This is a genomic window from Pseudomonas sp. NFR09 (assembly GCF_900111535.1).
Classification (GTDB): Bacteria; Pseudomonadota; Gammaproteobacteria; order Pseudomonadales; family Pseudomonadaceae; genus Aquipseudomonas; species Aquipseudomonas extremorientalis.
Genome location: NZ_FOIH01000006.1, coordinates 183873 through 205355, shown reverse-complemented (window position 1 = coordinate 205355; position 21483 = coordinate 183873). Strand labels below are relative to the sequence as shown.

The window sequence follows — 21483 nt, the reverse complement described above, 5'->3', positions numbered from 1 at the left end:
ATAGTGCGCAGATGGGTGATAATCCGCTCAATTATCAATGGACCTGTGCACCATGAGCATCAATCTACCGTTGCCACTGCTGGGCGAGATGGCGATCTTCGTCAAAGTGGTGGAAACCGGCAGCTTCTCCGAAGCCGCCCGGCAACTGGGCGCTTCGCCGTCCTCGGTGAGCCGCAGCATCTCGCGCCTGGAAAAGGCCCTGGCCACGCGTTTGTTGCAACGCACCACGCGCAAATTGCGCCTGAGCGAGGGCGGGGAAGAGGTGTTCAAGCGTTGCCAGGAGATGGTCAACGCGGCGCGTTCGGTGATGGAGATCAGCGGCCAGTTCACCCACGAAGCTGAAGGGCTGGTGCGGGTCAGCGTGCCCAAGGCGGTGGGGCGGTTTGTGGTGCACCCGCATATGCCGGAGTTCCTGCGGCGCTATCCCAAGGTCGACGTGCAGTTGCTCCTGGAGGATCGGCAGGTGGACATGATTGATGACAATGTCGACCTTAGCATCCGCATCACCGACAGCCCGCCGCCGGGGTTGGTTGGCCGGCAGTTACTGCCCATCGAGCATTTGTTGTGCGCGACGCCGCAGTACCTGGCCGAGCATGGAGTGCCGGGCCATCCCCATGATCTGTTGGAACACAGCTGTATCTACCTGGGGGAAACGCCAGGGGACTCGCGCTGGAAATTCCGCCAGGCGGGCAAGGCGGTGACGGTGGTGGTGCGCGGGCGGTATGCGGCGAACCACACCGGGGTGCGGTTGGATGCGGTGTTGCAGCATGTGGGGATTGGCAGCCTGCCGTACTTTACGGCGCGCCATGCGCTGGAGGAGGGGCGTTTGGTGCAGGTGTTGCCGGCGTGGGACTTTATCGCGTCCTATCATGGCGAGGCGTGGTTGCTGCATTCGCCCACGCGCTATCTTCCGCCGAAGTTGCGGGTGTTTATTGATTATCTAGTGGCGTGCATGGCGAAGGAGCCGACATTGCGACGGCCCATTCCGGATCGCTGATCAGTGCTTGCTTTGGTCGTCGGGCATGGCCAGCAGCTGTTTTTCCTGGTTCCAGTCGAACGGTTCGTCGTTCTGTTCGGCTTCGAAGCGGCGCTCTTCCAGGGCCTGGTACAGGTCCAGTTCTTCATCGGGCATGAAGTGCAGGCAGTCACCGCCAAAGAACCACAGCAGGTCGCGTGGCACCAGGTGGGCGATCTGTGGGTAGCGCAGGATGACCTGGCTCATCAGGTCCTGGCCCAGGTACTGGCTTTCGATCGGGTCGATTGGCAGCAGGGCGCGCAGTTCGTCGAAGCGCTCCAGGAACAGGGAATGGCTTTCCTCGGGCACCTGTTCGGCTTCGCCGACGGCAACCAGGATGCTGCGCAAGTGGTCGAGCAAGACGAGATGATCGGCAACGACGTTGGACACGAGATAAGTCCTCTAAAGCAAAAACGGGCGCGAGAGTATATGCCCCTCGCGCCCGTTTTTATATGACCACTCGACTCAGCGGACTTTACCCTCAGCCTGGGTCAACTCTTCCTTGCTGAAGTCATCCACGTCGATCACCTTGCGCCGCGCTGCTTCAGCGTCACGCAGGGTCTGCGCTTCGGCGGGTTGCAGCACGCCGGCGTGCAATGCCGCATCAATGGCATGCTCGCCGGCAGCAGGTTTGACCTGGCCGCTCTTGAGCGCGGTGTGCAGTTTCTTTTGCAGCGGATGGCTGGCGCCCAGCAGGTCGTAGGCATGTTGCAGGGCACCCACCGGGTCTTCCGCCGATTGCGGGCGGTAGCAGCCGGCCAGCAACTCTTCCAGGGTCGGGTCGCCTTTGGCGCGGCCGATCACGGCGGCGACTTCGGCGTCCAGCGCATCGGACGGGCCGGTATGGCGACGCCCGAACGGGAACACGATCACCCGCAGCAGGCAGCCCAGCACCTTGTTCGGGAAGTTGCTCAGCAGCTCATCCAGTGCGCGCTCCGATTCGCCCAGGCTTTCTTCCATGGCCCAAGCGAACAGCGGTTCCAGGTGATCCGGCGAATCCAGGTCGTGGTAACGCTTCAGTGCGGCCGACGCCAGGTACATATGACTCAACACATCACCGAGGCGCGCCGACAGGCGTTCACGACGCTTCAACTCGCCACCCAGCAGCATCATGCTCAGGTCGGCCAGCAGTGCGAACGCGGCGGCCTGGCGGTTGAGTGCGCGGAAATAACCCTGGCTCAAACGGTTGCCTGGCGCTTTTTCGAAATGGCCGACGCCGAGGTTGAGCACCAGGGTGCTGGCGGCGTTGCTCACGGCAAAACCGATGTGTTGCATCAGCAGGCTGTCGAATTCCTTCAGCGCCTGGTCATGGTCTTCGCGACCGGCCAGGGCCATTTCCTTGAGCACGAACGGGTGGCAGCGGATCGCGCCCTGGCCGAAGATCATCAGGTTGCGCGACAGGATATTCGCGCCTTCCACGGTGATGAAGATCGGCGCGCCTTGCCAGTTGCGGCCCAGGTAGTTGTTCGGGCCCATGATGATGCCCTTGCCGCCGTGCACGTCCATGGCGTGGCTGATGCACTCGCGGCCGCGCTCGGTGAGGTGGTACTTGAGGATCGCCGACAGTACCGACGGTTTTTCCCCCAGGTCCACCGCATTGGCGGTCAGCATGCGCGCGCTGTCCATCAGCCAGGCGTTGCCGCCGATGCGGGCGAGGGCTTCCTGGATACCTTCGAAGGCCGACAGTGGCACGTTGAATTGTTCGCGCACCTGGGCGTACTGGCCGGTCACCAGGCTGGTGAACTTGGCCGCGCCGGTGCCGACCGCCGGCAGGGAAATCGAACGACCCACGGAGAGGCAGTTCATCAACATCATCCAGCCCTTGCCGAGCATTTCCTGGCCGCCGATCAGGAACTCCAGGGGTATGAACACGTCCTTGCCGGAGTTGGGACCGTTCATGAACGCGGCGCCCAGGGGCAGGTGGCGCCGGCCGATTTCCACGCCGGGGGTGTCAGTGGGGATCAACGCCAGGCTGATGCCCAGGTCTTCCTCGTCACCCAGCAGGTGATCCGGGTCATGGGCCTTGAAGGCCAGCCCGAGCAAGGTCGCGACCGGGCCAAGGGTGATGTAGCGTTTTTCCCAGTTCAGGCGCAGGCCGAGGGTTTCCTTGCCTTCCCATTCACCTTTGCAGATCACGCCGGTGTCGGGCATCGCGCCAGCATCGGAGCCGGCCAGCGGGCCAGTCAACGCGAAGCACGGGATATCATCGCCACGCGCCAGGCGCGGCAGGTAGTAGTTGCGTTGTTCTTCGGTGCCATAGTGCAACAGCAGCTCGGCCGGGCCGAGGGAGTTGGGCACCATCACGGTGGAGGCCAGGTCGCCGCTGCGGGTGGCGAGCTTCATTGCGACCTGGGAGTGGGCATAGGCGGAGAATCCCTTGCCACCGTATTCCTTGGGAATGATCAAGGCGAAGAAACCGTGGGTCTTGATGTGTTCCCAGGCGGCGGGCGGCAGGTCCATGGCCTGGCCGATTTCCCAGTCGCTGACCATGGCGCACAGTTCTTCGGTGGGGCCGTCGATGAAGGCCTGTTCTTCTTCGGTCAGCCGGGCCTTGGGATAGGCCAGCAACTTGTCCCAGTCGGGGCGACCGCTGAACAGCTCGCCGTCCCACCACACGGTGCCGGCGTCGATGGCGTCGCGCTCGGTCTCGGACATCGGCGGCAGGACTTTCTGGAACCAATTGAACAGTGGCTTGGTGAAGTATTGGCGGCGCAGGTCAGGCAACAGCAGGGGCGCGGCCACCACGGCGATCAACACCCAGAAGATCAGCAGCAGCCAACCCGGTGCGTGGCCCCAGGCGCCCATCGCCAGCAGGTAGACGGCGACCACGCCCAGGGCGGGCAGGGGGGCGACGCGGCGGTGTGCGAGGTAGGCAATGCCGACCACCAGCACCAGTATCCACAACAACAGCATATTCAATCCTCCGTGAAACCAGGGGCGAAACCACCAGGGAGCTTAGTCGGCATCCGAACAAGCGGGGTGATCAGGGTGTAACGAGATTTGGCCGATTCGTCGTTATCTCCCCGGCAGACCTGTGGTTAGACTCCAGGCTTCCTTCGGAGATAAAGCTCATGGATACGTACCTGAGTCCCAGCCGCTTCATCGATAGTGACCACCCTGCGGTGGTGGAGTTCGCCGAAAAACATCGCGGAACCCACGCGGCTCCAAGTGACCAGGCAGTCAGCCTTTACTACGCCGTGCGTGAGGCGATTCGCTACAACCCCTACACCTTCAGCCGTGATCCAGACACCTTGAGTGCCAGCTTCGCGTTGAGCACCGGCGAAAGCTATTGCGTGCCCAAGGCCACCTTGCTCGCAGCTTGCGCCCGACACTGCGGCATCCCGGCGCGCATCGGCCTGGCGGATGTACGCAATCACCTGTCGACACAGCGCCTGATCGCCTTGCTCAAGAGTGATGTGTTCGCCATGCACGGTTACACCGAGCTTTACCTGAACCATCGCTGGGTCAAGGCCACGCCCGCATTCAACCAGCAGCTATGCGATCTCTTCGATGTGCCGCCGCTGGACTTCGATGGCATTCACGACAGCGTCTTCCATGCGTTCAACCGCCAGGGCCTGCGCTCGATGGAGTATGTGGTCGACCATGGGCAATTTCCCGACGTGCCCGAGGCGTTTTTCTTCGCGCATATCCAGCAGTGTTACCCCCACCTGTTTGCCGAGGAAATGCCGCCCCTGCTGGGTGATATGCAGAGCGATTTGAGCCGCGCGTGAACCGGCGTATGCTGCTGCCTTCATCAAGCCATGTTCATCAACAATAAAGGCGCGGTCATGCTGAAGATCTGGGGTCGTAAAAATTCATCAAACGTCAGGAAGGCACTGTGGTGCGCCGAGGAACTCGGCCTGGACTATGAAGCAATTGATGCGGGCGGGGCTTTTGGCGTGGTCGACACGCCGCAGTACCGCGCGCTGAACCCCAACGGTCGGGTGCCGATGATCGAGGACGGCGACTTTGTGCTGTGGGAGTCCAACACCATCGTGCGCTATCTCTGCGCCAGGCAGGCCTCCAGCTGGTACCCGAGCGACCTGAAGGCTCGCGCCAATGCGGAAAAGTGGATGGACTGGACCACCTCCACCTTCGCCGAACCGTTCAAGATCGTGTTCTGGGGCGTGTTGCGCACCCCGGCGGAAAAACAGAACTGGGACAACATCCACGCCGGTCGCCAGGCCTGCATCGATGTACTCCAAACCGTTGATCAAGCCCTGGCCACACAGCCGTATCTGTCGGGCAACGAGATCGGCATGGGCGATATTCCGTTGGGCAGCTTTATTTACGCCTGGTTTGAAATGCCTATCGAACGGCCTGCGATGCCCCATCTCGAGGCATGGTACCAGCGCCTGCAGCAACGCCCGGCCTACCGCAAAGCGGTCATGACCGCGTTGACTTAATACCCACTATTAATACGGGTGACTGTACTTGTGCGGCGCGGGCAAGCACCATGCTCGTCATGCGCCGCCGTTGAACTACCTGGGCTGCGCCCCCATCTACTCTTTCTATTCCCTTCTTTGGTGCGTATTCCGATATGAGTTCCGCTCTGTCCATCCGGCAGCTAACCAAAACCTACGGCAACGGTTTCCAGGCCCTGAGTGGTATCGATCTGGACGTTGCCGAAGGTGACTTCTTCGCCTTGCTCGGCCCCAACGGTGCCGGCAAATCCACCACCATCGGTATCCTCTCCACCCTGGTCAACAAGACCAGCGGCACGGTGAATATCTTCGGCCACGACCTGGACAAATCCCCGGCGGCGCTCAAGCGCTCCATCGGCGTGGTGCCCCAGGAATTCAACTTCAACCAGTTCGAAAAGACCTTCGATATCGTGGTGACCCAGGCGGGCTACTACGGCATCCCGGCGAAAATCGCCAAGGAACGCGCCGAGCAGTACCTGACCCAACTGGGCCTGTGGGACAAGCGCGATGTGCCTTCGCGTTCACTCTCCGGTGGCATGAAGCGTCGCCTGATGATCGCCCGCGCACTGGTGCATGAACCGCGCCTGCTGATCCTCGATGAGCCCACCGCGGGCGTGGACATCGAGCTGCGCCGCTCGATGTGGACCTTCCTCACCGAGCTGAACGAGAAGGGCATCACCATCATCCTCACCACCCATTACCTGGAAGAGGCTGAGCAACTGTGCCGCAACATTGGCATCATCGACCACGGCACCATCGTCGAGAACACCAGCATGCGCAACCTGCTGGGCCAGCTGCATGTGGAGACCTTCTTGCTCGACCTGAAGAACAACCTGTCGGTAGCGCCACAGTTGCTCGGCTACCCGAGCCGCCTGGTGGACAGCCACACCCTGGAAGTGCAGGTGGACAAGGCCGTGGGCATCACCGCGTTGTTCACGCAGTTGGCGACCCAGAACATCGAAGTACTGAGCCTGCGTAATAAAACCAATCGCCTTGAGGAGCTGTTCGTGTCCCTGGTGGAGAAAAATCTGACGAAGGTGGCGGTATGAGTTCCGAACTGCAACCCAACCTTGTCGCACTGCAAACCATCGTCTACCGCGAAGTGAAGCGCTTTACCCGGATCTGGCCGCAGACCCTGCTGCCGCCGGCGATCACTATGGTCCTTTACTTCGTGATCTTCGGGAACCTGATCGGCCGGCAGATCGGCGACATGGGTGGCTTCACCTACATGGAGTACATCGTGCCGGGCCTGATCATGATGTCGGTGATCACCAACTCCTACGGCAACGTGGTCTCGAGTTTTTTCGGCAGCAAGTTCCAGCGTTCCATCGAGGAACTGATGGTGTCGCCGGTGTCGCCCCATACCATCCTGATCGGCTACACCCTGGGCGGCGTGCTGCGGGGCCTGATGGTCGGCGTGATCGTGACTTTGCTGTCGCTGTTCTTCACCCACCTGCAGGTGCATCACCTTGGGGTCACCATCCTGGTGGTGGTACTGACGGCGACGATCTTCTCGCTGCTGGGCTTCATCAACGCGGTGTTTGCGCGCAACTTCGATGATATCTCGATCATCCCGACCTTCGTGCTCACGCCGCTGACCTACCTGGGCGGGGTGTTCTACTCCATCACCTTGCTGCCGCCGTTCTGGCAGACCGTGTCGCTGGCCAACCCGGTGCTGCACATGGTCAACGCCTTCCGCTACGGCATTTTGGGTGTGTCGGATATCAAGATCAGCGTGGCGATCACGTTCATGTTGATTGCCACCGTGGTGCTGTATATCGGTTGTGCACGGTTGCTGGTGAGTGGGCGCGGGATGCGTACGTAAACGCGGTCAAAAATGTGGGAGGGGGTTTGCCCCCTCCCACATTTGTATTTGAGTAATGTCAGGCTTTCAGTGCCAGTTCGATCAGCCCGTGCAGCTCTTCAACCGTCAGCGGCGCGTTTGAGAACAGAATGCGAAACACCGTCGGCGCTGCGATCAGGTTGATCAGATGGTCCACGTTCGGTGGCATCTCGTCCGGATAGCGCTCGATAATCGCCTGAAACTGCCCGCTCAGAATGCTCACGCAGTACCCCGGCGTGATCAAGCACTGCAAGTCGCGCATCATGTTGCGACCCGGTTCCGAACTCATTTCATCCAGGTACTGCTCGGCCCAGGCCTGCAGGTCGCCGCGCAGGCTGCCGGTGTTGGCCGGCTCGCTGTCGGGGCGCATGCGTGCCAGTGCCACGTCCGCCAACAGCACGGACAGATCGCCCCAGCGTCGGTAGATGGTGGAGGGCGTAACCCCCGCGCGCGCCGCAATCATCGGCACGGTGACGCTGGAGCGCTCATGGGTTTCCAGCAGTTCGCGCACCGCGTTGTGCACTGATTCTTGGACCCGGGCACTGCGGCCCCCCGGGCGAAGGCCTTCTTTAATCGCCATGCTGGTGACCTTAACACAAAGAATTTGCTTTAAGCGCTGGCCGGTAGCACACTCTGCAAAAGCAAAATATTAGCTTTAGCGGAGCGTGCGTATGTCCAGTCCTGTTTCCCATCGTTCCAGCCTGGTGTTCCTCGCGATCACCTTGCTGACCTTCCTGGCCGCTTCGAGTGCGCCGACGCCGTTGTACCACCTGTATCAGGAGGGCCTGCATTTTTCGGCAGGCATGCTCACGCTGATCTTCGGGGTCTACGCCCTGAGCCTGTTGGCGGCACTGCTGACCGTTGGCTCATTGTCGGACCACCTGGGGCGCAAGCCGGTGATTTTTGCTGCGCTGCTTCTGAATATGTTGGCGATGTTGCTGTTTATCAATGAAGGCAGCGTGGCCTGGTTGATTGCCGCCCGTACCCTGCAAGGGTTTGCCACCGGCATGGCCACCGCCGTGCTGGGCGCGGCATTGCTCGACACCGACCGCCAGCAGGGCCCGCTGGTCAACAGCGTGGCGCCGCTTCTGGGCATGGCCTGCGGGGCGATGGGTAGCAGTCTGCTGGTGGAGTACGCGCCGTTGCCGACCCAGTTGATCTACTGGGCGCTGCTGGCCTTGATGCTGTTGCAGGCCCTCTACGTATGGCGTTTGCCGGAGACCGTGAGCCGTATCCCCGGCGCACTGGCGTCGCTGCGCCCGACGTTGCACGTACCGCCCCAGGCGCGCCGGGCATTGTGGCTGTCGTTGCCGGTGGATATCGCCGTCTGGGCAATGGGCGGGTTCTACCTGTCCCTTGCGCCATCGCTGGTGCGTGCGGCCACCGGCTCCACTTCAAACCTGATCGGTGGCGGCCTGGTGGCCGTGCTGACCCTGAGCGGCGCACTGATGATCTTTACCCTGCGCAATCGTGCGGCCGACAAGGTGCTGCGTCTGGGCGCCGGCTTGCTCGCCATCGGCGTGACGCTGATCCTCACCGCCGTGCACAGCGCCAGCCTGGCACTGTTCTTCATCGCTACCCTGATCGCCGGCAGCGGCTTTGGTGCGGGTTTTCTCGGCGCCTTGCGCAGTGTGGTGCCACTGGCCTTGCCCCATGAACGTGCGGGGCTGATGTCGGCGTTTTATGTGCTCAGCTACCTGGCGTTCTGTTTGCCTTCATTGCTGGCAGGCAACCTGATTCGCAGCTTTGGCCTGATCGCCACCACCGACGGCTACGGCGCGGTCCTCATCCTGCTGGCGCTCGGCGCACTCGTCGCATTGTTGTGGCAGGATTCAGCGCGGGTGCGGGTGACCACGGACAGCTGACGGTAATGGTTACTGCGCATATATTGGTAAAACAGATAACAGTTAGAGATATTACCCGTTATATAGATATTCGATCAGGTTCTATGATGGCCTCAACCTCATACGAGAAAGAGGCACGCCATCATGCCCTGCACGAATACCCTCAGCTACAAACCCTTCAGTCACCTGGCCCGTCCACGGGAAGTGATTCGCCAGTTCACCCCCAACTGGTTCGCCGCGACCATGGGCACCGGCGTACTGGCGCTGGCCCTGGCGCAACTGCCGGTCAACCTGCCAGGTTTGCACGCCATCGCCGAAGCGCTGTGGTTGTTCACCATCGGCCTGTTCGTGTTGTTCAGCGTGCTGTATGCGGCCCGTTGGGTAATGTTCTTCCACGAGGCGCGGCGGATTTTCGGGCACTCCACGGTGTCGATGTTCTTCGGCACGATTCCCATGGGCCTTGCGACGATTCTCAATGGTTTGCTGCTGTTCGGCTTGCCGCGTTGGGGCTGCGACGTGATACCGCTGGCCGAAGCCTTGTGGTGGCTGGACGTGGCCATGGCCATGGCCTGTGGCGTACTCATCCCGTTCATGATGTTCACCCGCCAGGAACACAGCATCGACCAGATGACCGCCGTGTGGCTGCTGCCCGTGGTTGCCGCCGAAGTCGCCGCCGCCAGCGGTGGCCTGCTGGCGCCGCACTTGGCAGATGCGCATTCGCAACTGGTGATGCTGGTGACCAGCTACGTGCTGTGGGCGTTTTCGCTGCCGGTGGCGTTCAGCATCCTGACCATCCTGATGCTGCGCATGGCCTTGCATAAACTGCCCCACGCCAATATGGCCGCGTCGAGCTGGCTGGCCCTGGGGCCCATCGGCACCGGTGCGCTGGGCATGCTGCTGCTGGGGGGCGATGCGCCGGCGATCTTCGCGGCCAACGGTTTGCCGGGCGTGGGTGAAATGGCCAACGGCCTGGGGCTGGTGGCCGGTATTACCCTGTGGGGCTTCGGCCTGTGGTGGATGCTGATCGCAGTGTTGATCACCCTGCGTTATCTGCGCGCAGGCATCCCGTTCAACCTGGGCTGGTGGGGCTTCACCTTTCCGTTGGGGGTGTACGCGCTGGCCACGTTGAAGTTGGCGAGCCTGTTGCACCTGGGTTTCTTCAGCGTCTTCGGCAGTGTGCTGGTGATGGCGCTGGCGCTGATGTGGCTGATCGTCGCCAAGCGCACGGTGCAGGGTGCCTATAAAGGTGAGCTTTTTGTTTCGCCGTGCATTGCGGGACTAGGGAATAAGTAAGCGGAGTTAGGTAAAGTCGTGGCCTGATAACTATTAGGCCACGCAGGAACACGGACGATGAGCCACCCCTCGCAATTCACCTTGCTGCGCACACGGCGTTTCCTGCCGTTTTTCATCACCCAGTTGCTAGGCGCGTTCAACGACAACATCTTCAAGCAATCGCTGATCCTCGCCATTCTCTACAAGCTCACCATCGACGGCGACCGTTCCATCTGGGTCAACCTCTGCGCCTTGCTGTTTATCCTGCCGTTCTTCCTGTTCTCGGCGCTGGCCGGGCAGTTTGGCGAGAAATTCAACAAGGACGCGTTGATCCGCGCGATCAAGATCGGCGAGATCGTGATCATGGCCGTGGGCGCCACCGGTTTCCTGTTCAATCACCTGGAATTGATGCTGCTGGCACTGTTTGCCATGGGGACCCACTCGGCGCTGTTCGGGCCGGTGAAGTACTCGATCATGCCCCAGGCCCTGCATGAAGATGAGCTGGTGGGCGGCAACGGCCTGGTGGAAATGGGCACGTTCCTGGCGATCCTGGCCGGCACCATTGGCGCCGGGATCATGATGTCGTCCACCCATTATGCGCCGGTGGTGGCAGCGGCGATTGTCGGCGTGGCGGTGTTGGGTTACCTGGCCAGTCGCAGTATTCCCCGGGCGGCGGCGTCGACCCCGGGGTTGCGCCTGAACTGGAACATTTTCAGCGAATCCTGGGCCACCCTGCGCCTGGGCCTGGGGCAGACGCCGGCCGTTTCGCGTTCCATTGTCGGCAACTCGTGGTTCTGGTTTGTCGGTGCGATCTACCTGACGCAGATCCCGGCCTACGCCAAGGAATGGTTGTACGGCGACGAGACCGTGGTGACGCTGATCCTGACGGTGTTCTCTGTCGGCATCGCACTGGGCTCGATGCTTTGCGAAAAGCTTTCCGGGCGCAAGGTGGAAATCGGCCTGGTGCCGTTCGGTTCATTCGGCCTGACGGTGTTCGGCCTGTTGCTGTGGTGGCACTCCGGCGGCTTCCCGCAGAACGTGCAGGCCAACGACTGGCTCGCCGTGCTCAGCTACGGCCAGGCCTGGTGGGTGTTGTTCGATATCCTCGGTTTGGGCGTGTTCGGCGGCTTCTATATCGTGCCGCTGTATGCGCTGATCCAGTCGCGCACCGCCGAGAACGAACGCGCGCGTGTCATCGCCGCCAACAACATTCTCAATGCGCTGTTCATGGTGGTTTCGGCAATCGTGTCGATCCTGCTGCTCAGCGTCGCCAAGCTGTCGATTCCCGAGCTGTTCCTGGTGGTATCGTTGCTCAACATCGCGGTCAACGCCTACATCTTCAAGATCGTCCCCGAGTTCACCATGCGTTTCATGATCTGGCTGCTCAGTCATTCCATGTACCGTGTGGAGCATCGCAACCTGGAGGCGATTCCGGATGAAGGCGCGGCGTTGCTGGTGTGCAACCATGTGTCGTTCGTCGATGCGCTGTTGATTGGCGGCGCGGTGCGTCGGCCGATTCGCTTTGTCATGTACTACAAGATCTACCGCTTGCCGGTGCTCAACTTTATCTTTCGTACCGCCGGGGCGATTCCGATTGCGGGGCGTCACGAAGATATCCAGATCTACGAAAAGGCCTTCACGCGGATTGCGCAGTACCTGAAGGAAGGGGAATTGGTGTGCATCTTCCCGGAGGGCAAGTTGACCGCCGATGGCGAGATGAACGAATTCCGCGGTGGTGTGACGCGCATCCTGGAAGAGACGGCGGTGCCGGTGATTCCGATGGCGTTGCAGGGGTTGTGGGGGAGTTTTTTCAGCCGCGATCCGAACAAGGGCTTCTTTCATCGGATCTGGTCGCGGGTGGTGTTGGTGGCGGGGGAGCCGGTGGAGGGGCCGACACCTGCGAGGTTGCAGGAGGTGGTAGGCGGGTTGCGGGGGAGTGTCAGGTAGTTTTGGTTTTGGCTGTACCGGCCCTATCGGGGGCAAGCCCCCTCCCACATGTTGACTGTGTTCACACATCAAAGGTGGGAGGGGGCTTGCCCCCGATGAGGATAGTGGCTCAGGTGCTGATCTTGAGGCCAATCAGCCCGCAGATGATCAACGCCACACTGGCCAAGCGGAACAACGCCATGGACTCGCCAAACAGGATAATCCCCGCAATCACAGTGCCCACGGCACCCACACCGGTCCAGATCGCATAGGCGGTGCCCAGCGGCAGTTCCTTCATGGCCAGCCCCAGCAGACCGAGGCTGATGGCCATGGCGGCAATCGTCAGGGCGGTGGGCAACGGCTTGCTGAAACCGTCGGTGTACTTCAGGCCGACGGCCCAGCCGACTTCGAACAACCCGGCAAAGAACAGAATGATCCAGGACATGGTGATTCCCCTTCTATAGATGGGGTCGTCCCCGGATTCTGCGCTATGGAGCGTCGCAGGGTCGTCCCCGCGAAGCTCGGTAGAGTGCCGAAAAGTGCCCGGCTGATCAAGTTTGCGGCGTGTTCTCCAGCACGCGACGGTCTTCCTTTTCGCTCATGCGGCGGAAGTAGGTCGACAGCAACGCCCCGGAAATATTGTGCCAGACGCTGAACAGTGCACTGGGCACGGCCGCCAACGGCGAAAAATGCGCACTGGCCAGCGCGGCGCCCAGCCCGGAGTTCTGCATGCCCACTTCCAGCGCCAGCGACTTGCGCTGCGCCAACGGCAACTTGAACACACGGCCGGTGAAGTAACCCAGCAGGTAACCGAAGCTGTTGTGCAGCATCACCACCGCCATGATCAGCAGGCCCGACTCGGCGATCTTCGCCTGGCTGGCGGCAACCACCGCCGCGACGATGATCACGATGCTCACCACCGACACCAGTGGCAGCACGTCGACCGCATGGCGGACCCTCTCACCGAGCACGCGTTGCGCCAGTACGCCGAGCACGATCGGCAGCAGCACCACTTGCAGGATCGACCAGAACAACTCCATGAACGACACCGGCAGCCAGGCCGACGCCAGCAGCCAGATCAATGCTGGCGTCAGCAGTGGGGCGAGGAGGGTGGTGACGGCGGCGATGGCCACCGACAACGCCAGGTCGCCACGGGCCAGCCAGGTCATTACGTTGGACGATGTGCCGCTTGGGCAGCAACCGACGAGGATTACGCCGACGGCAATTTCCGGTGGCAGGTGGAAGGCCCGGCACAGCAGCCATGCCACACCCGGCATGATCACAAAGTGCGCGACCACGCCCAGGGCGACGCGCCAGGGATGGCGGGCGACCTCGGCGAAGTCATCGAGTTTGAGGGTCAGCCCCATGCCGAACATCACCAGGCCCAGCAGAGGGACGATGGCGCTTTTCAGGCCGATGAACCAACCAGGTTCGAGGAAAGCGACGACGGCGAAAATCAACACCCAATAGGCGAAGGTATTGCCGACGAAGCGGCTCAAGGCGGCGAGAGCGCGCATGGGATGTCCTTTTTTGTTGGATTCGATCAAATGTGGGAGGGGGCTTGCCCCGATTGCAGTCTGTCAGTCATAGGTGTTTTAACTGACAGAATGCTATCGGGGGCAAGCCCCCTCCCACATTTTGAATTTCACACGGTTTAGATACCCTGCGGGGTCTCTTCACCACCCAGTGCTTCAACCAGCGCCGGCAGGAAGTCGCCGAACGTCAGCATCATCAGGGTAAAGCTTGCGTCCAGCTGGCCCAGTGCTTCTTCACCGCCGTCCTGTTCCGCCTGGTCTTGCAGCAGGTCTTCGAACTTCAGGCGCTTGACAGTCATCTTGTCGTCGAGCATGAAGGACAGCTTGTCCTGCCAGGCCAGGGACAGTTGGGTCACGACTTTGCCGGTGGTCAGGTGCAGCTGGATCTCTTCGCCGGTCAGGTCCTGGCGCTTGCAGCGCACGATGCCGCCGTCTTCGTGGGTGTCGCGCAGTTCGCACTCGTCGAGGACGAAGAAGTCATCGGCCGGCTTCTGAGTGGTGACCCAGTCGGTCATGATCGCAGTCGGTGCCGTTTTCACGGTCAACGGGCGAACCGGCAGGGTGCCGATCACTTCACGCAGGGTCGACAGCAGGTCTTCGGCGCGTTTCGGGCTGGCGGAGTTGACCAGGATCAGGCCCTGCTTTGGCGCGATGGCGGCGAAGGTCGACGAACGACGGATGAAGGCGCGGGGCAGGAAGGCCTGGATGATTTCATCCTTGATCTGGTCGCGTTCCTTCTTGTAGACCTTGCGCATTTGCTCGGCCTCGATCTCTTCGACTTTCTCTTTAAGTGCGTCACGCACCACGCTGCCCGGCAGGATACGTTCTTCCTTGCGCGCGGCGATCAGCAGGAAGTCGCCGCTGACGTGAACCAGGGGAGCGTCTTCACCTTTACCAAACGGCGCGACGAAACCGTAAGTGGTCAACTCCTGGCTGGCACAAGGGCGCGCCAGCTTGGTGGCCATGGCCGCTTCCAACGCCTCGGCATCAACAGGCAGATCTTGGGTCAGGCGATAGATAAGCAGGTTCTTGAACCACATGGGGTGAGTCTCTCCTTTATACAAAGGGTGGCATTATTCTCTTGATAACGTCCCAGGCCAACCCTGCCTAAGCCATTGGAAGCTATCAAAAAAAAGATTTAAGAAAGTGCTTGCCAGACTTAAGGTCGCTCCGTAGAATGCGCGCCACACCGAAACGAAGGGTGATTAGCTCAGCTGGGAGAGCGTCTGCCTTACAAGCAGAATGTCGGCGGTTCGATCCCGTCATCACCCACCATTCGCTTCATGTGTTACGCGCAGCGGTAGTTCAGTCGGTTAGAATACCGGCCTGTCACGCCGGGGGTCGCGGGTTCGAGTCCCGTCCGCTGCGCCATATTTGCTTCCACTAAGGCCCACTGAACGCCTGGAAGCTGCGGAAATAGCGGCCTTGAGCCGCTTTTTTCGTTTTCTGAATTCTACTGGAATCCATCTCCAGCCACGGTTTTTAAGTACACATTTAAGTACACCGCTCGCACAGCATTTTACGATTCCTTGCGCATCAATTTTTGTCTTGGTCCGTCTACCGCTGGGTTGTATTCCCCTCCTTGATGCAAAAGGAGGTGTCTGATGGCTCTGACAGATACAGCGATCAAGCAAGCCAAGCCCGCCAGCAAGCCTTACACGTTAACTGATGGGGATGGCTTATCTCTGCAAGTGCCCACGACGGGTTCGAAGCGCTGGCATTTCCGCTTCTATTGGCATGACAAGCAATTGCGTATTTCCCTTGGCATCTATCCCGACGTCAGTCTCAAGGAGGCTCGCCAGCGGAGAGAGGCTGCACGCGCGCTGGTGGCCAACAATATCGATCCCCGCTCACATCGTCGCGCCGAGCGCCAAAAAGCCTCTCACGCCGCCAACAACACGTTTGAAGCGGTTGCTGGTCGCTGGCATGAGTTCCGAAGTAAAAAGCTGACGAAAAGTAAGAAGGGCAGTGCAGGGCAAGCGAGCAAATACCTGAAGAAGGACATGCTGCCGTGTTTGGGCGATCTTCCGATCTCAGATATTTCTCGTGGTGACGTGCTGGAGCTCATTAGGCGAATTGAGCGCAGAGGGGCGCTGGTCTCTGCTCGAAAGGTGCGCACCTGGCTCAACCAGATCTTCCGTTTTGCCATAGCGGAAGGGCTCGTTGATGTGAACCCAGCAGCAGATCTTGATATCGTTGCCGAGACGCCGCGGCCAGTTCGCCATAATCCTTTCCTCCAGGTAAATGAACTTCCAGGACTGCTCAGGACCGTAACCAACTATGGGTGTGCAGAAGCGACACGGCTTGGTATCCGTCTATTGCTGTTGACAGGGGTGCGTACAGGAGAGCTACGGGCGGCGACGCCAGACCAATTCGACCTCGACAAGGGGATCTGGCTGGTGCCGCCGGAGGGTGTCAAGCAACTCCGGAGTCGTGTTCGAACCCAGGGGAATGAGATCCCACCTTATGTAATTCCACTGTCTACCCAAGCAATTGCAATTGTGCAGCGGCTAATGCAGTTAAGGGCGCGCGGTGCGCGGTACCTGCTGGTTCACCGATACGAACCGCAGGAAATGATCAGTGAAAATACCCTTAACACCGCGATCAGCCGGATGGGTTACAAAGGAAGGCTCACCGGGCATGGCATCAGGGCCACCATCTCAACGGCGCTCAACGAGGTTGGCTTTGTGGAAGAGTGGATTGAGGCGCAGCTTTCCCATGCTGATGCCAATCAAATTCGGGCTGCGTACAATCATGCGGAATACGTCGAGCCGAGACGTAAGATGATGCAGTATTGGGCGGATTTATTAGATGCCCTAGAGATCGGCTTTGCTCCACCTAGGCCAGAAGCATACATGGCGCAGCGCGGCCGACGTTCAATGGATTTTTGAGCGTGGTAGGAATCTGCTGCTTGTATTGTCGTGCAGTACCTGAACCAGCTCTCCTTCGGCTGCGTTTCGGTATTTTTTGGATTTAATCAGAACCGTGAGTTTGGCGTCTGCAAACGCCTGGAATTTCACTAGGACGTCGATCTAGTAGTTTGAGTCCTAGACCTCTACCTTCACGTGTTGCATCACCTCGTGCGAGGTTAGTTCACCACCCTGCTTGAGGATCCCTGACCAACCGCTCGAATTCGGTTGTTGTGATTTCGAGATTGGGATTCGCCATTGGTGGGGACATTTGTCGTCCTTAGCTATAGAAATTGCCAGCCCAGCCGCGAGCAGGTTATACGCGTGATGATTGCAGTCCTAACTCCATCGAGAGTCTCTCCCTATTTGAAGAAGAAGCTTGCCTGCTTTTTGAATTCAATATAATCCTTGGTATCAATCTGTCCTGGCTTGCGCCTGACACCGCCTGTTGAAGTTTTTACCGAAAGATCGCGACTTCCGATTATCGCGGCGTTGATGTCATCGCTATGTGCAGGGGTGTTGTTGTAAATTCGCTCGTAGAAATCCTTCACCAATAGCGGTTGCCCACCATCTTGTAAGAAACGCGGGATATCTTCCAGTAGCTGATCCTTTGCCTGATCTCGTGCAGAAGTATTAAAAAGGTATAGAGTTTTTTCTTCGTTCGGATCATGGGCAAGCATATTCAAGCCAGATCGTCCGTAGTGCGCTTGCATCTCGCTATTTTGATGAAGAATGTCGTTGTAGACCTGTCTGGCTCTATGAGAGTTTGCTAGATGTATAAGCCAGTATCGCCAACCTTCAGGGTTGTTGATAGAAAAAGGGCTGACAAATTTCGCACATTTTTTGAAGCTATCAAATACGATACGTTCAGCTACACCCAGCCATGCACGTTTGGAAGTCTGCTCAACGAGAGCTTCAAAGTCATGATCAGTCAGCTGTAGGTAAGAGAGCTGTGCTCCAAGTGCATTTGGGTCGTTTTGTTTTAAAAAAGCTAGTAGGGCAGTAATGAAAAACGTGTAGAAAACTTCAACAGAGTCATTAAGGCTCATCATGTCGGTGAGCGTCTCAGTCCGTACATGACTATGACCACATTGATCAAGGTTGAAAATAATATTCTTATGTCGCTCTGAACGAATCAAAGCTTTGATTGCGGGATATACGGTCTCAAAATAGTCACTGAAATAGTGCGGTATGATTTTCAGATGACTGTTCGATAAGGTGCTTTGAATCAAGGTTGGGGCTAGATTGCCCTTGAGAATCTCAATCACATTGCGGTCGGCGTCATTCAGAATGAGGCTGCATTCGATATCAACCAGAGGCAAATTGCTTGAGGCGCGATATATATTGATGGCATTGATGGCCCGGCTCAATTCTTCAACAAAAATCACAGGTGAGCCGGCTGCGCCACAGTGATACCTACCAGCACCGCTAAACCCGTCGACTACTGCAAGACGGAATTTTCTTACCTGAGGGTGCTTGCAGCGCGTGATGACGTATTCGTAGAAATACTCACGAAGAATTTGATGCTTTTTCCTTGAATGCTCAGCAAGGGTCGCGCCTTCCTCCCAAGCGTATTTCTTCTCAGCCATGGATCTTCCTTATCAGGCTACGGTCAATCTACTAGGACATGCCTACCAGCTTTATAGGCATTTCATCCCAGGTCTTGCCACGATATTCTCTACCGTTGGCTTTTTTAGAGCGGCGAACATTGTCTTCGCCCCATGTTCCCCACTGCTTGAAGAAAAATGCTGTACCACTTTCAAGACATTGTGTGTAGATCTCATCGATCCAGGCCTCCTTCACAGGGCGCGCTTTAGTACCGCTTTCCCCGCCCACGATTGCCCAGTCGATTTGTGACAGATCAATGCTGCCCACTGGCCCTATTAGCGGTTCGAAGGATATGAACCTGATCTGAGCGGGAGTCTCTTTGAGAAACTGGACACGATCAGCGGCATCATGATCCTCAACCGAGGTGCCTAACCAGACGTTTGGCAAAACCTCAGTGATAACCTCGTTTAGGATCTGCTTCATCCGTTCAGGACGCTTGGTTAGGATTTGATAATTATGACGAGGGGTCTCTCGCATAACTTTCCAGACCGCGATGATGAACTCATCACTGACCTTCTCATGGAACAGGTCGCTCATGGAGTTCACGAACACCTTTCTGGGCTTCTTCCACCGATAGGGGATGGCCAGAGAGTCGTGATCTTCAATAATTGAACCGTTCCAGACGATGCGCTTATTCTTTTTGCGGGTCAGTCCAACGTACTTGGGAGTGCCCATGGCCTCGAGGCGGCGCGCCATCTCCATGGCATAGCAATTTTTGCACCCAGCGCTAATGATGGAGCAACCAGCTACTGGGTTCCAAGTAGAGTCCGTCCACTCGATCTGTGTCTCTGCCATATCCCTTCCTAGCTCCTCGTCTGCGTTCCTAGCTGGCGCATTTATGTCCGAGCGAGCCGAATCCGGGGTTCATCATAATGAATTCGTTGCCGTAAGGGCAGCTACATGGAGCAGCACCGGCTCATATGGTTTTTGCACTGGATGTCTATCCAGTTTAGCGTCTTCTGGGAGTTAGGCTGAGTCTGACGGAGCTATCGACTTAATAAGGGCAGCCGCAATGAGATGACAGGCGAAAATTGATCGGGCGAAGCCTTGTGGCAAAGGTCTTCACCAGTGGTGATTGAGCGTCCTGTCGCACATACGCCTTGCAGACAGGTCTGGGCAATATGCTTTCTGCTGTCCCGCCATCAGGAAAGGACGCCAAACGTCCTACAATGTTGCTCTTCCGTGTTGGGAGACTTCTACAGTTTCACACTGATTCTTAGCTTATTAGACACGGTTTCGTCAGTCTTCACACTGTGCAAAGGCTTAGCCAATTGCTCTACAGATTCAGCGTGTGCATCCCCTTCGCATAATGCGGCCCTACGCAAAGTGCAGTTTTGTCTAGCTCCGGGTCAACCATGGAGGTCGTCATGATGACCTGAAAAGGCGTGGAATTATGATGCGATAGGGACTCTACCAAGACTCGCTGAAAATTTTGACTACGGTCGGAGTTCATTCCCTTGTCTTCAGTGTTGTCCAGCAACAAAAGCCTAGGGTAACGCATCGTCTGATCTTCCAACGACTCCAGTAGGATCGCAAGATGAAAGCTATTCTTAAGAATCGTTTCCGAACTTGCGGAGAATTTTGAACGACCATCAACAAGCATAAAATCTTTGCCGAAATCGAACATCACCACTTCGGCGTTATTGAAGGCCGGCTCGAAACCACCATCTTGCTTCAGCAATTCGACTGTCTTTTCAGAAATGCGGCTTTCAACAGTTTCTCTGCGCGTGCTAGTTTGACCCCTCTTGATCTTGATGTCTTCTGCCAGATTTAGAATGGACTCATTAAGAACCCGTTTCTTCTCGATGAGACCCTCTATCGCAGCAACCAGCTTGGCTTTGGTGTCGTAATTTTTAATCCGCTCCTCTACGCTTCCGATTTTTGTAGAGACCTCGTTAAGTTGCAGAGTCCGGTTGGAGCTTATACGTAAAGTTGTGACATGTTTGGCCCTTAACGCTTGAAGTGCAAGCTGGTTAGACCCCAGATAATGGGAATGCTCACTAAACTTCGTCCTCATTTCAAGTAATACTTGAGTGCTTTCCTTTTTTTGAAAAATCAGCTCATTCAAGGCTGCTAAATAAGAAGCCTCTCTAGAGTTGGTATCAATCTTGGTTTTGCACAGGTGGCACTGATCTCTCTCGTGATTGGTAATGGCGGAAAGACAGCTTGGGCAAAATTTAAATCTTACTTCGCCAAAAAAGTCATAGGCAGTCTTCGACTCTTTAAGGGATTTGATTCTTGAGTCTATTGCCGAAATGAAAAGTTCGGATTCTACTATTTCATTCACCATCTCCGCCTGCTTAGCAGTTCGAATGTCGATCTCCTTAGAAAGCTCACCAATGGCTTTGGCTGCCTTCTCCGCCTCTACATTAAGCGCCGCGTCAGAGGTTTCTTCAGGCTGGACAATCAGGCGCTCGCGTTCCGCTAGAAGCTCCTGTAGTTCGATATTGGAATTTTTGATGGCGGTATTGAGTGAGGTCTCACGCAACGTGCCTTCGGATGGCGACACGTATCTGTAGATTGAGTCTAATTGCCCATCAATTTTGGCGAATTCTGATTCGGCTTTTGCGAGCTTTTGCTTCAGCGAGTAAATCCCGAGATCATCAAGGCCGAGTAGGAAATCACCTATCGCCTGCCGCATGCTAGGCTTGTCGAAGGTTGTGTGCTCAGCCCTCAAGATCTTGTTTACTGCGGTGCCTTGGTCGACATAAATCAGTCGCAAGACCTGATGAATAGTCAAGTTGGCAAAGTCATCAGTTTGGTCGTGAGGCCAATCTAGTAGCTCAAAGATTTGTTGAGAAAAGCTCAATTTTTCGTCGGTTCGAATCAAGCCATATTTTTGCCACACGGCTGACGTGCCTGCTTCGCGGAGTTCATTGTATGACCCTCCGAAAAAGCTCATGGGTGGCTTCTTTCCAGGCTCTACCGTCCTGTGTATGGTCATCACGTGACCGTTAATCTCAATTTCAGCAAAAACTCCATCACAGGTTTGTGCTTCTTCATTCCACCGATCTTCGGCTATATCCCCACCTAGGCAGCTAAATAGAAAGTCCATGATTGTTGACTTTCCCACACTGTTAGCACCTCGGATTATATTGACGCCCTTG

General features: G+C 57.7%; 18 protein-coding genes and 2 tRNA genes. 11 read left to right on the top strand and 9 right to left on the bottom strand.

The window, feature by feature from the left end:
* Positions 1–52: 52 nt before the first annotated feature.
* A complete protein-coding gene (locus BMX59_RS15395; protein ID WP_093123055.1) occupies positions 53–997 on the top strand; it encodes a LysR family transcriptional regulator in 945 nt (314 codons plus the stop codon).
* Here the strand turns inward: BMX59_RS15395 and BMX59_RS15390 are convergent, their stop codons facing one another.
* Together BMX59_RS15390 and BMX59_RS15385 are read right to left on the bottom strand one after the other, a co-directional pair.
* Entirely contained in the window at positions 998–1405 is a 408-nt protein-coding gene (locus tag BMX59_RS15390; protein WP_010211653.1) for a PA2817 family protein, read from the bottom strand.
* Positions 1406–1480: 75 nt separating this feature from the next.
* A complete protein-coding gene (locus tag BMX59_RS15385; RefSeq protein WP_071492244.1) occupies positions 1481–3928 on the bottom strand; it encodes an acyl-CoA dehydrogenase in 2448 nt (815 codons plus the stop codon).
* Positions 3929–4086: 158 nt separating this feature from the next.
* On the opposite strand from BMX59_RS15385, the gene BMX59_RS15380 reads away from it, so the two are divergent.
* The 4 genes from BMX59_RS15380 to BMX59_RS15365 all read left to right on the top strand — a co-directional run bounded on the left by BMX59_RS15380 (position 4087) and on the right by BMX59_RS15365 (position 7264).
* Positions 4087–4746, top strand: coding sequence for a transglutaminase-like domain-containing protein (locus tag BMX59_RS15380; protein WP_093123051.1), 660 nt, complete (start codon positions 4087–4089; stop codon positions 4744–4746).
* Positions 4747–4803: 57 nt separating this feature from the next.
* Complete coding sequence (locus BMX59_RS15375; protein WP_058427209.1) at positions 4804–5421, top strand: glutathione S-transferase family protein; 618 nt, start codon at positions 4804–4806, stop codon at positions 5419–5421.
* A gap of 134 nt (positions 5422–5555) precedes the next feature.
* Complete coding sequence (locus BMX59_RS15370; protein ID WP_058427204.1) at positions 5556–6488, top strand: ABC transporter ATP-binding protein; 933 nt, start codon at positions 5556–5558, stop codon at positions 6486–6488.
* On the top strand, positions 6485–7264 hold the full coding sequence (locus BMX59_RS15365) for an ABC transporter permease (protein ID WP_025858807.1): 780 nt from the start codon (positions 6485–6487) through the stop codon (positions 7262–7264). The genes BMX59_RS15370 and BMX59_RS15365 overlap by 4 nt, the downstream gene beginning before the upstream one ends.
* Positions 7265–7322: 58 nt before the next feature.
* On the opposite strand, the gene BMX59_RS15360 is transcribed toward BMX59_RS15365, so the two are convergent.
* A complete protein-coding gene (locus BMX59_RS15360; protein ID WP_092247969.1) occupies positions 7323–7862 on the bottom strand; it encodes a TetR/AcrR family transcriptional regulator in 540 nt (179 codons plus the stop codon).
* Positions 7863–7953: 91 nt separating this feature from the next.
* Here BMX59_RS15360 and BMX59_RS15355 point away from each other — a divergent pair, with 91 nt between their 5' ends.
* The 3 genes from BMX59_RS15355 (at position 7954) to BMX59_RS15345 (ending at position 12345) form a co-directional block, all read left to right on the top strand.
* The gene (locus BMX59_RS15355; protein WP_093123046.1) at positions 7954–9147 is read left to right on the top strand and encodes an MFS transporter; all 1194 of its coding nucleotides are present in this window, start codon (positions 7954–7956) and stop codon (positions 9145–9147) included.
* A gap of 123 nt (positions 9148–9270) precedes the next feature.
* A complete protein-coding gene (locus BMX59_RS15350; RefSeq protein ID WP_093123044.1) occupies positions 9271–10419 on the top strand; it encodes a TDT family transporter in 1149 nt (382 codons plus the stop codon).
* Positions 10420–10476: 57 nt separating this feature from the next.
* On the top strand, positions 10477–12345 hold the full coding sequence (locus tag BMX59_RS15345) for an MFS transporter (RefSeq protein WP_071492249.1): 1869 nt from the start codon (positions 10477–10479) through the stop codon (positions 12343–12345).
* Positions 12346–12454: 109 nt separating this feature from the next.
* Here the strand turns inward: BMX59_RS15345 and sugE are convergent, their stop codons facing one another.
* The 3 genes from sugE to rdgC all read right to left on the bottom strand — a co-directional run bounded on the left by sugE (position 12455) and on the right by rdgC (position 14899).
* Entirely contained in the window at positions 12455–12769 is a 315-nt protein-coding gene (sugE, locus tag BMX59_RS15340; RefSeq protein WP_003237114.1) for a quaternary ammonium compound efflux SMR transporter SugE, read from the bottom strand.
* A 106-nt stretch (positions 12770–12875) separates the two neighbouring features.
* On the bottom strand, positions 12876–13841 hold the full coding sequence (locus BMX59_RS15335) for a bile acid:sodium symporter family protein (protein ID WP_093123040.1): 966 nt from the start codon (positions 13839–13841) through the stop codon (positions 12876–12878).
* A gap of 137 nt (positions 13842–13978) precedes the next feature.
* Positions 13979–14899 (bottom strand): recombination-associated protein RdgC, encoded by a 921-nt coding sequence (gene rdgC / locus BMX59_RS15330; RefSeq protein WP_065901389.1) that lies wholly within the window; start codon positions 14897–14899, stop codon positions 13979–13981.
* A 159-nt stretch (positions 14900–15058) separates the two neighbouring features.
* Here rdgC and BMX59_RS15325 point away from each other — a divergent pair.
* The 3 genes from BMX59_RS15325 (at position 15059) to BMX59_RS15315 (ending at position 16750) form a co-directional block, all read left to right on the top strand.
* Positions 15059–15134 (top strand) — tRNA-Val (locus BMX59_RS15325).
* A gap of 19 nt (positions 15135–15153) precedes the next feature.
* Positions 15154–15230: transfer RNA gene (locus BMX59_RS15320), tRNA-Asp, on the top strand.
* 233 nt (positions 15231–15463) lie between these two features.
* The gene (locus BMX59_RS15315) at positions 15464–16750 is read left to right on the top strand and encodes a tyrosine-type recombinase/integrase (RefSeq protein WP_093123036.1); all 1287 of its coding nucleotides are present in this window, start codon (positions 15464–15466) and stop codon (positions 16748–16750) included.
* Positions 16751–17130: 380 nt separating this feature from the next.
* Here the strand turns inward: BMX59_RS15315 and BMX59_RS15305 are convergent, their stop codons facing one another.
* From BMX59_RS15305 to BMX59_RS15295, 3 genes are all read right to left on the bottom strand, one after another.
* Positions 17131–18357 (bottom strand): three-Cys-motif partner protein TcmP, encoded by a 1227-nt coding sequence (locus BMX59_RS15305; RefSeq protein WP_093123031.1) that lies wholly within the window; start codon positions 18355–18357, stop codon positions 17131–17133.
* Positions 18358–18388: 31 nt separating this feature from the next.
* Positions 18389–19171, bottom strand: a complete 783-nt coding sequence (locus BMX59_RS15300) for a phage Gp37/Gp68 family protein (RefSeq protein WP_093123027.1) — start codon at positions 19169–19171, stop codon at positions 18389–18391.
* A gap of 481 nt (positions 19172–19652) precedes the next feature.
* Complete coding sequence (locus BMX59_RS15295) at positions 19653–21431, bottom strand: coiled-coil domain-containing protein (RefSeq protein ID WP_256572966.1); 1779 nt, start codon at positions 21429–21431, stop codon at positions 19653–19655.
* Positions 21432–21483 lie beyond the last annotated feature (52 nt).

What these genes read in the sequence shown, in the direction of transcription:
- BMX59_RS15395 (WP_093123055.1), top strand. Translation starts at nt 53, where the DNA reads ATGAGCATCAATCTACCGTTGCCACTGCTGGGCGAGATGGCGATCTTC.
- BMX59_RS15385 (WP_071492244.1), bottom strand. Translation starts at nt 3,928, where the DNA reads ATGCTGTTGTTGTGGATACTGGTGCTGGTGGTCGGCATTGCCTACCTC.
- BMX59_RS15380 (WP_093123051.1), top strand. Translation starts at nt 4,087, where the DNA reads ATGGATACGTACCTGAGTCCCAGCCGCTTCATCGATAGTGACCACCCT.
- BMX59_RS15375 (WP_058427209.1), top strand. Translation starts at nt 4,804, where the DNA reads ATGCTGAAGATCTGGGGTCGTAAAAATTCATCAAACGTCAGGAAGGCA.
- BMX59_RS15370 (WP_058427204.1), top strand. Translation starts at nt 5,556, where the DNA reads ATGAGTTCCGCTCTGTCCATCCGGCAGCTAACCAAAACCTACGGCAAC.
- BMX59_RS15365 (WP_025858807.1), top strand. Translation starts at nt 6,485, where the DNA reads ATGAGTTCCGAACTGCAACCCAACCTTGTCGCACTGCAAACCATCGTC.
- BMX59_RS15360 (WP_092247969.1), bottom strand. Translation starts at nt 7,862, where the DNA reads ATGGCGATTAAAGAAGGCCTTCGCCCGGGGGGCCGCAGTGCCCGGGTC.
- BMX59_RS15355 (WP_093123046.1), top strand. Translation starts at nt 7,954, where the DNA reads ATGTCCAGTCCTGTTTCCCATCGTTCCAGCCTGGTGTTCCTCGCGATC.
- BMX59_RS15350 (WP_093123044.1), top strand. Translation starts at nt 9,271, where the DNA reads ATGCCCTGCACGAATACCCTCAGCTACAAACCCTTCAGTCACCTGGCC.
- BMX59_RS15345 (WP_071492249.1), top strand. Translation starts at nt 10,477, where the DNA reads ATGAGCCACCCCTCGCAATTCACCTTGCTGCGCACACGGCGTTTCCTG.
- sugE (WP_003237114.1), bottom strand. Translation starts at nt 12,769, where the DNA reads ATGTCCTGGATCATTCTGTTCTTTGCCGGGTTGTTCGAAGTCGGCTGG.
- BMX59_RS15335 (WP_093123040.1), bottom strand. Translation starts at nt 13,841, where the DNA reads ATGCGCGCTCTCGCCGCCTTGAGCCGCTTCGTCGGCAATACCTTCGCC.
- rdgC (WP_065901389.1), bottom strand. Translation starts at nt 14,899, where the DNA reads ATGTGGTTCAAGAACCTGCTTATCTATCGCCTGACCCAAGATCTGCCT.
- BMX59_RS15315 (WP_093123036.1), top strand. Translation starts at nt 15,464, where the DNA reads ATGGCTCTGACAGATACAGCGATCAAGCAAGCCAAGCCCGCCAGCAAG.
- BMX59_RS15305 (WP_093123031.1), bottom strand. Translation starts at nt 18,357, where the DNA reads ATGGCTGAGAAGAAATACGCTTGGGAGGAAGGCGCGACCCTTGCTGAG.
- BMX59_RS15300 (WP_093123027.1), bottom strand. Translation starts at nt 19,171, where the DNA reads ATGGCAGAGACACAGATCGAGTGGACGGACTCTACTTGGAACCCAGTA.
- BMX59_RS15295 (WP_256572966.1), bottom strand. Translation starts at nt 21,431, where the DNA reads ATGGACTTTCTATTTAGCTGCCTAGGTGGGGATATAGCCGAAGATCGG.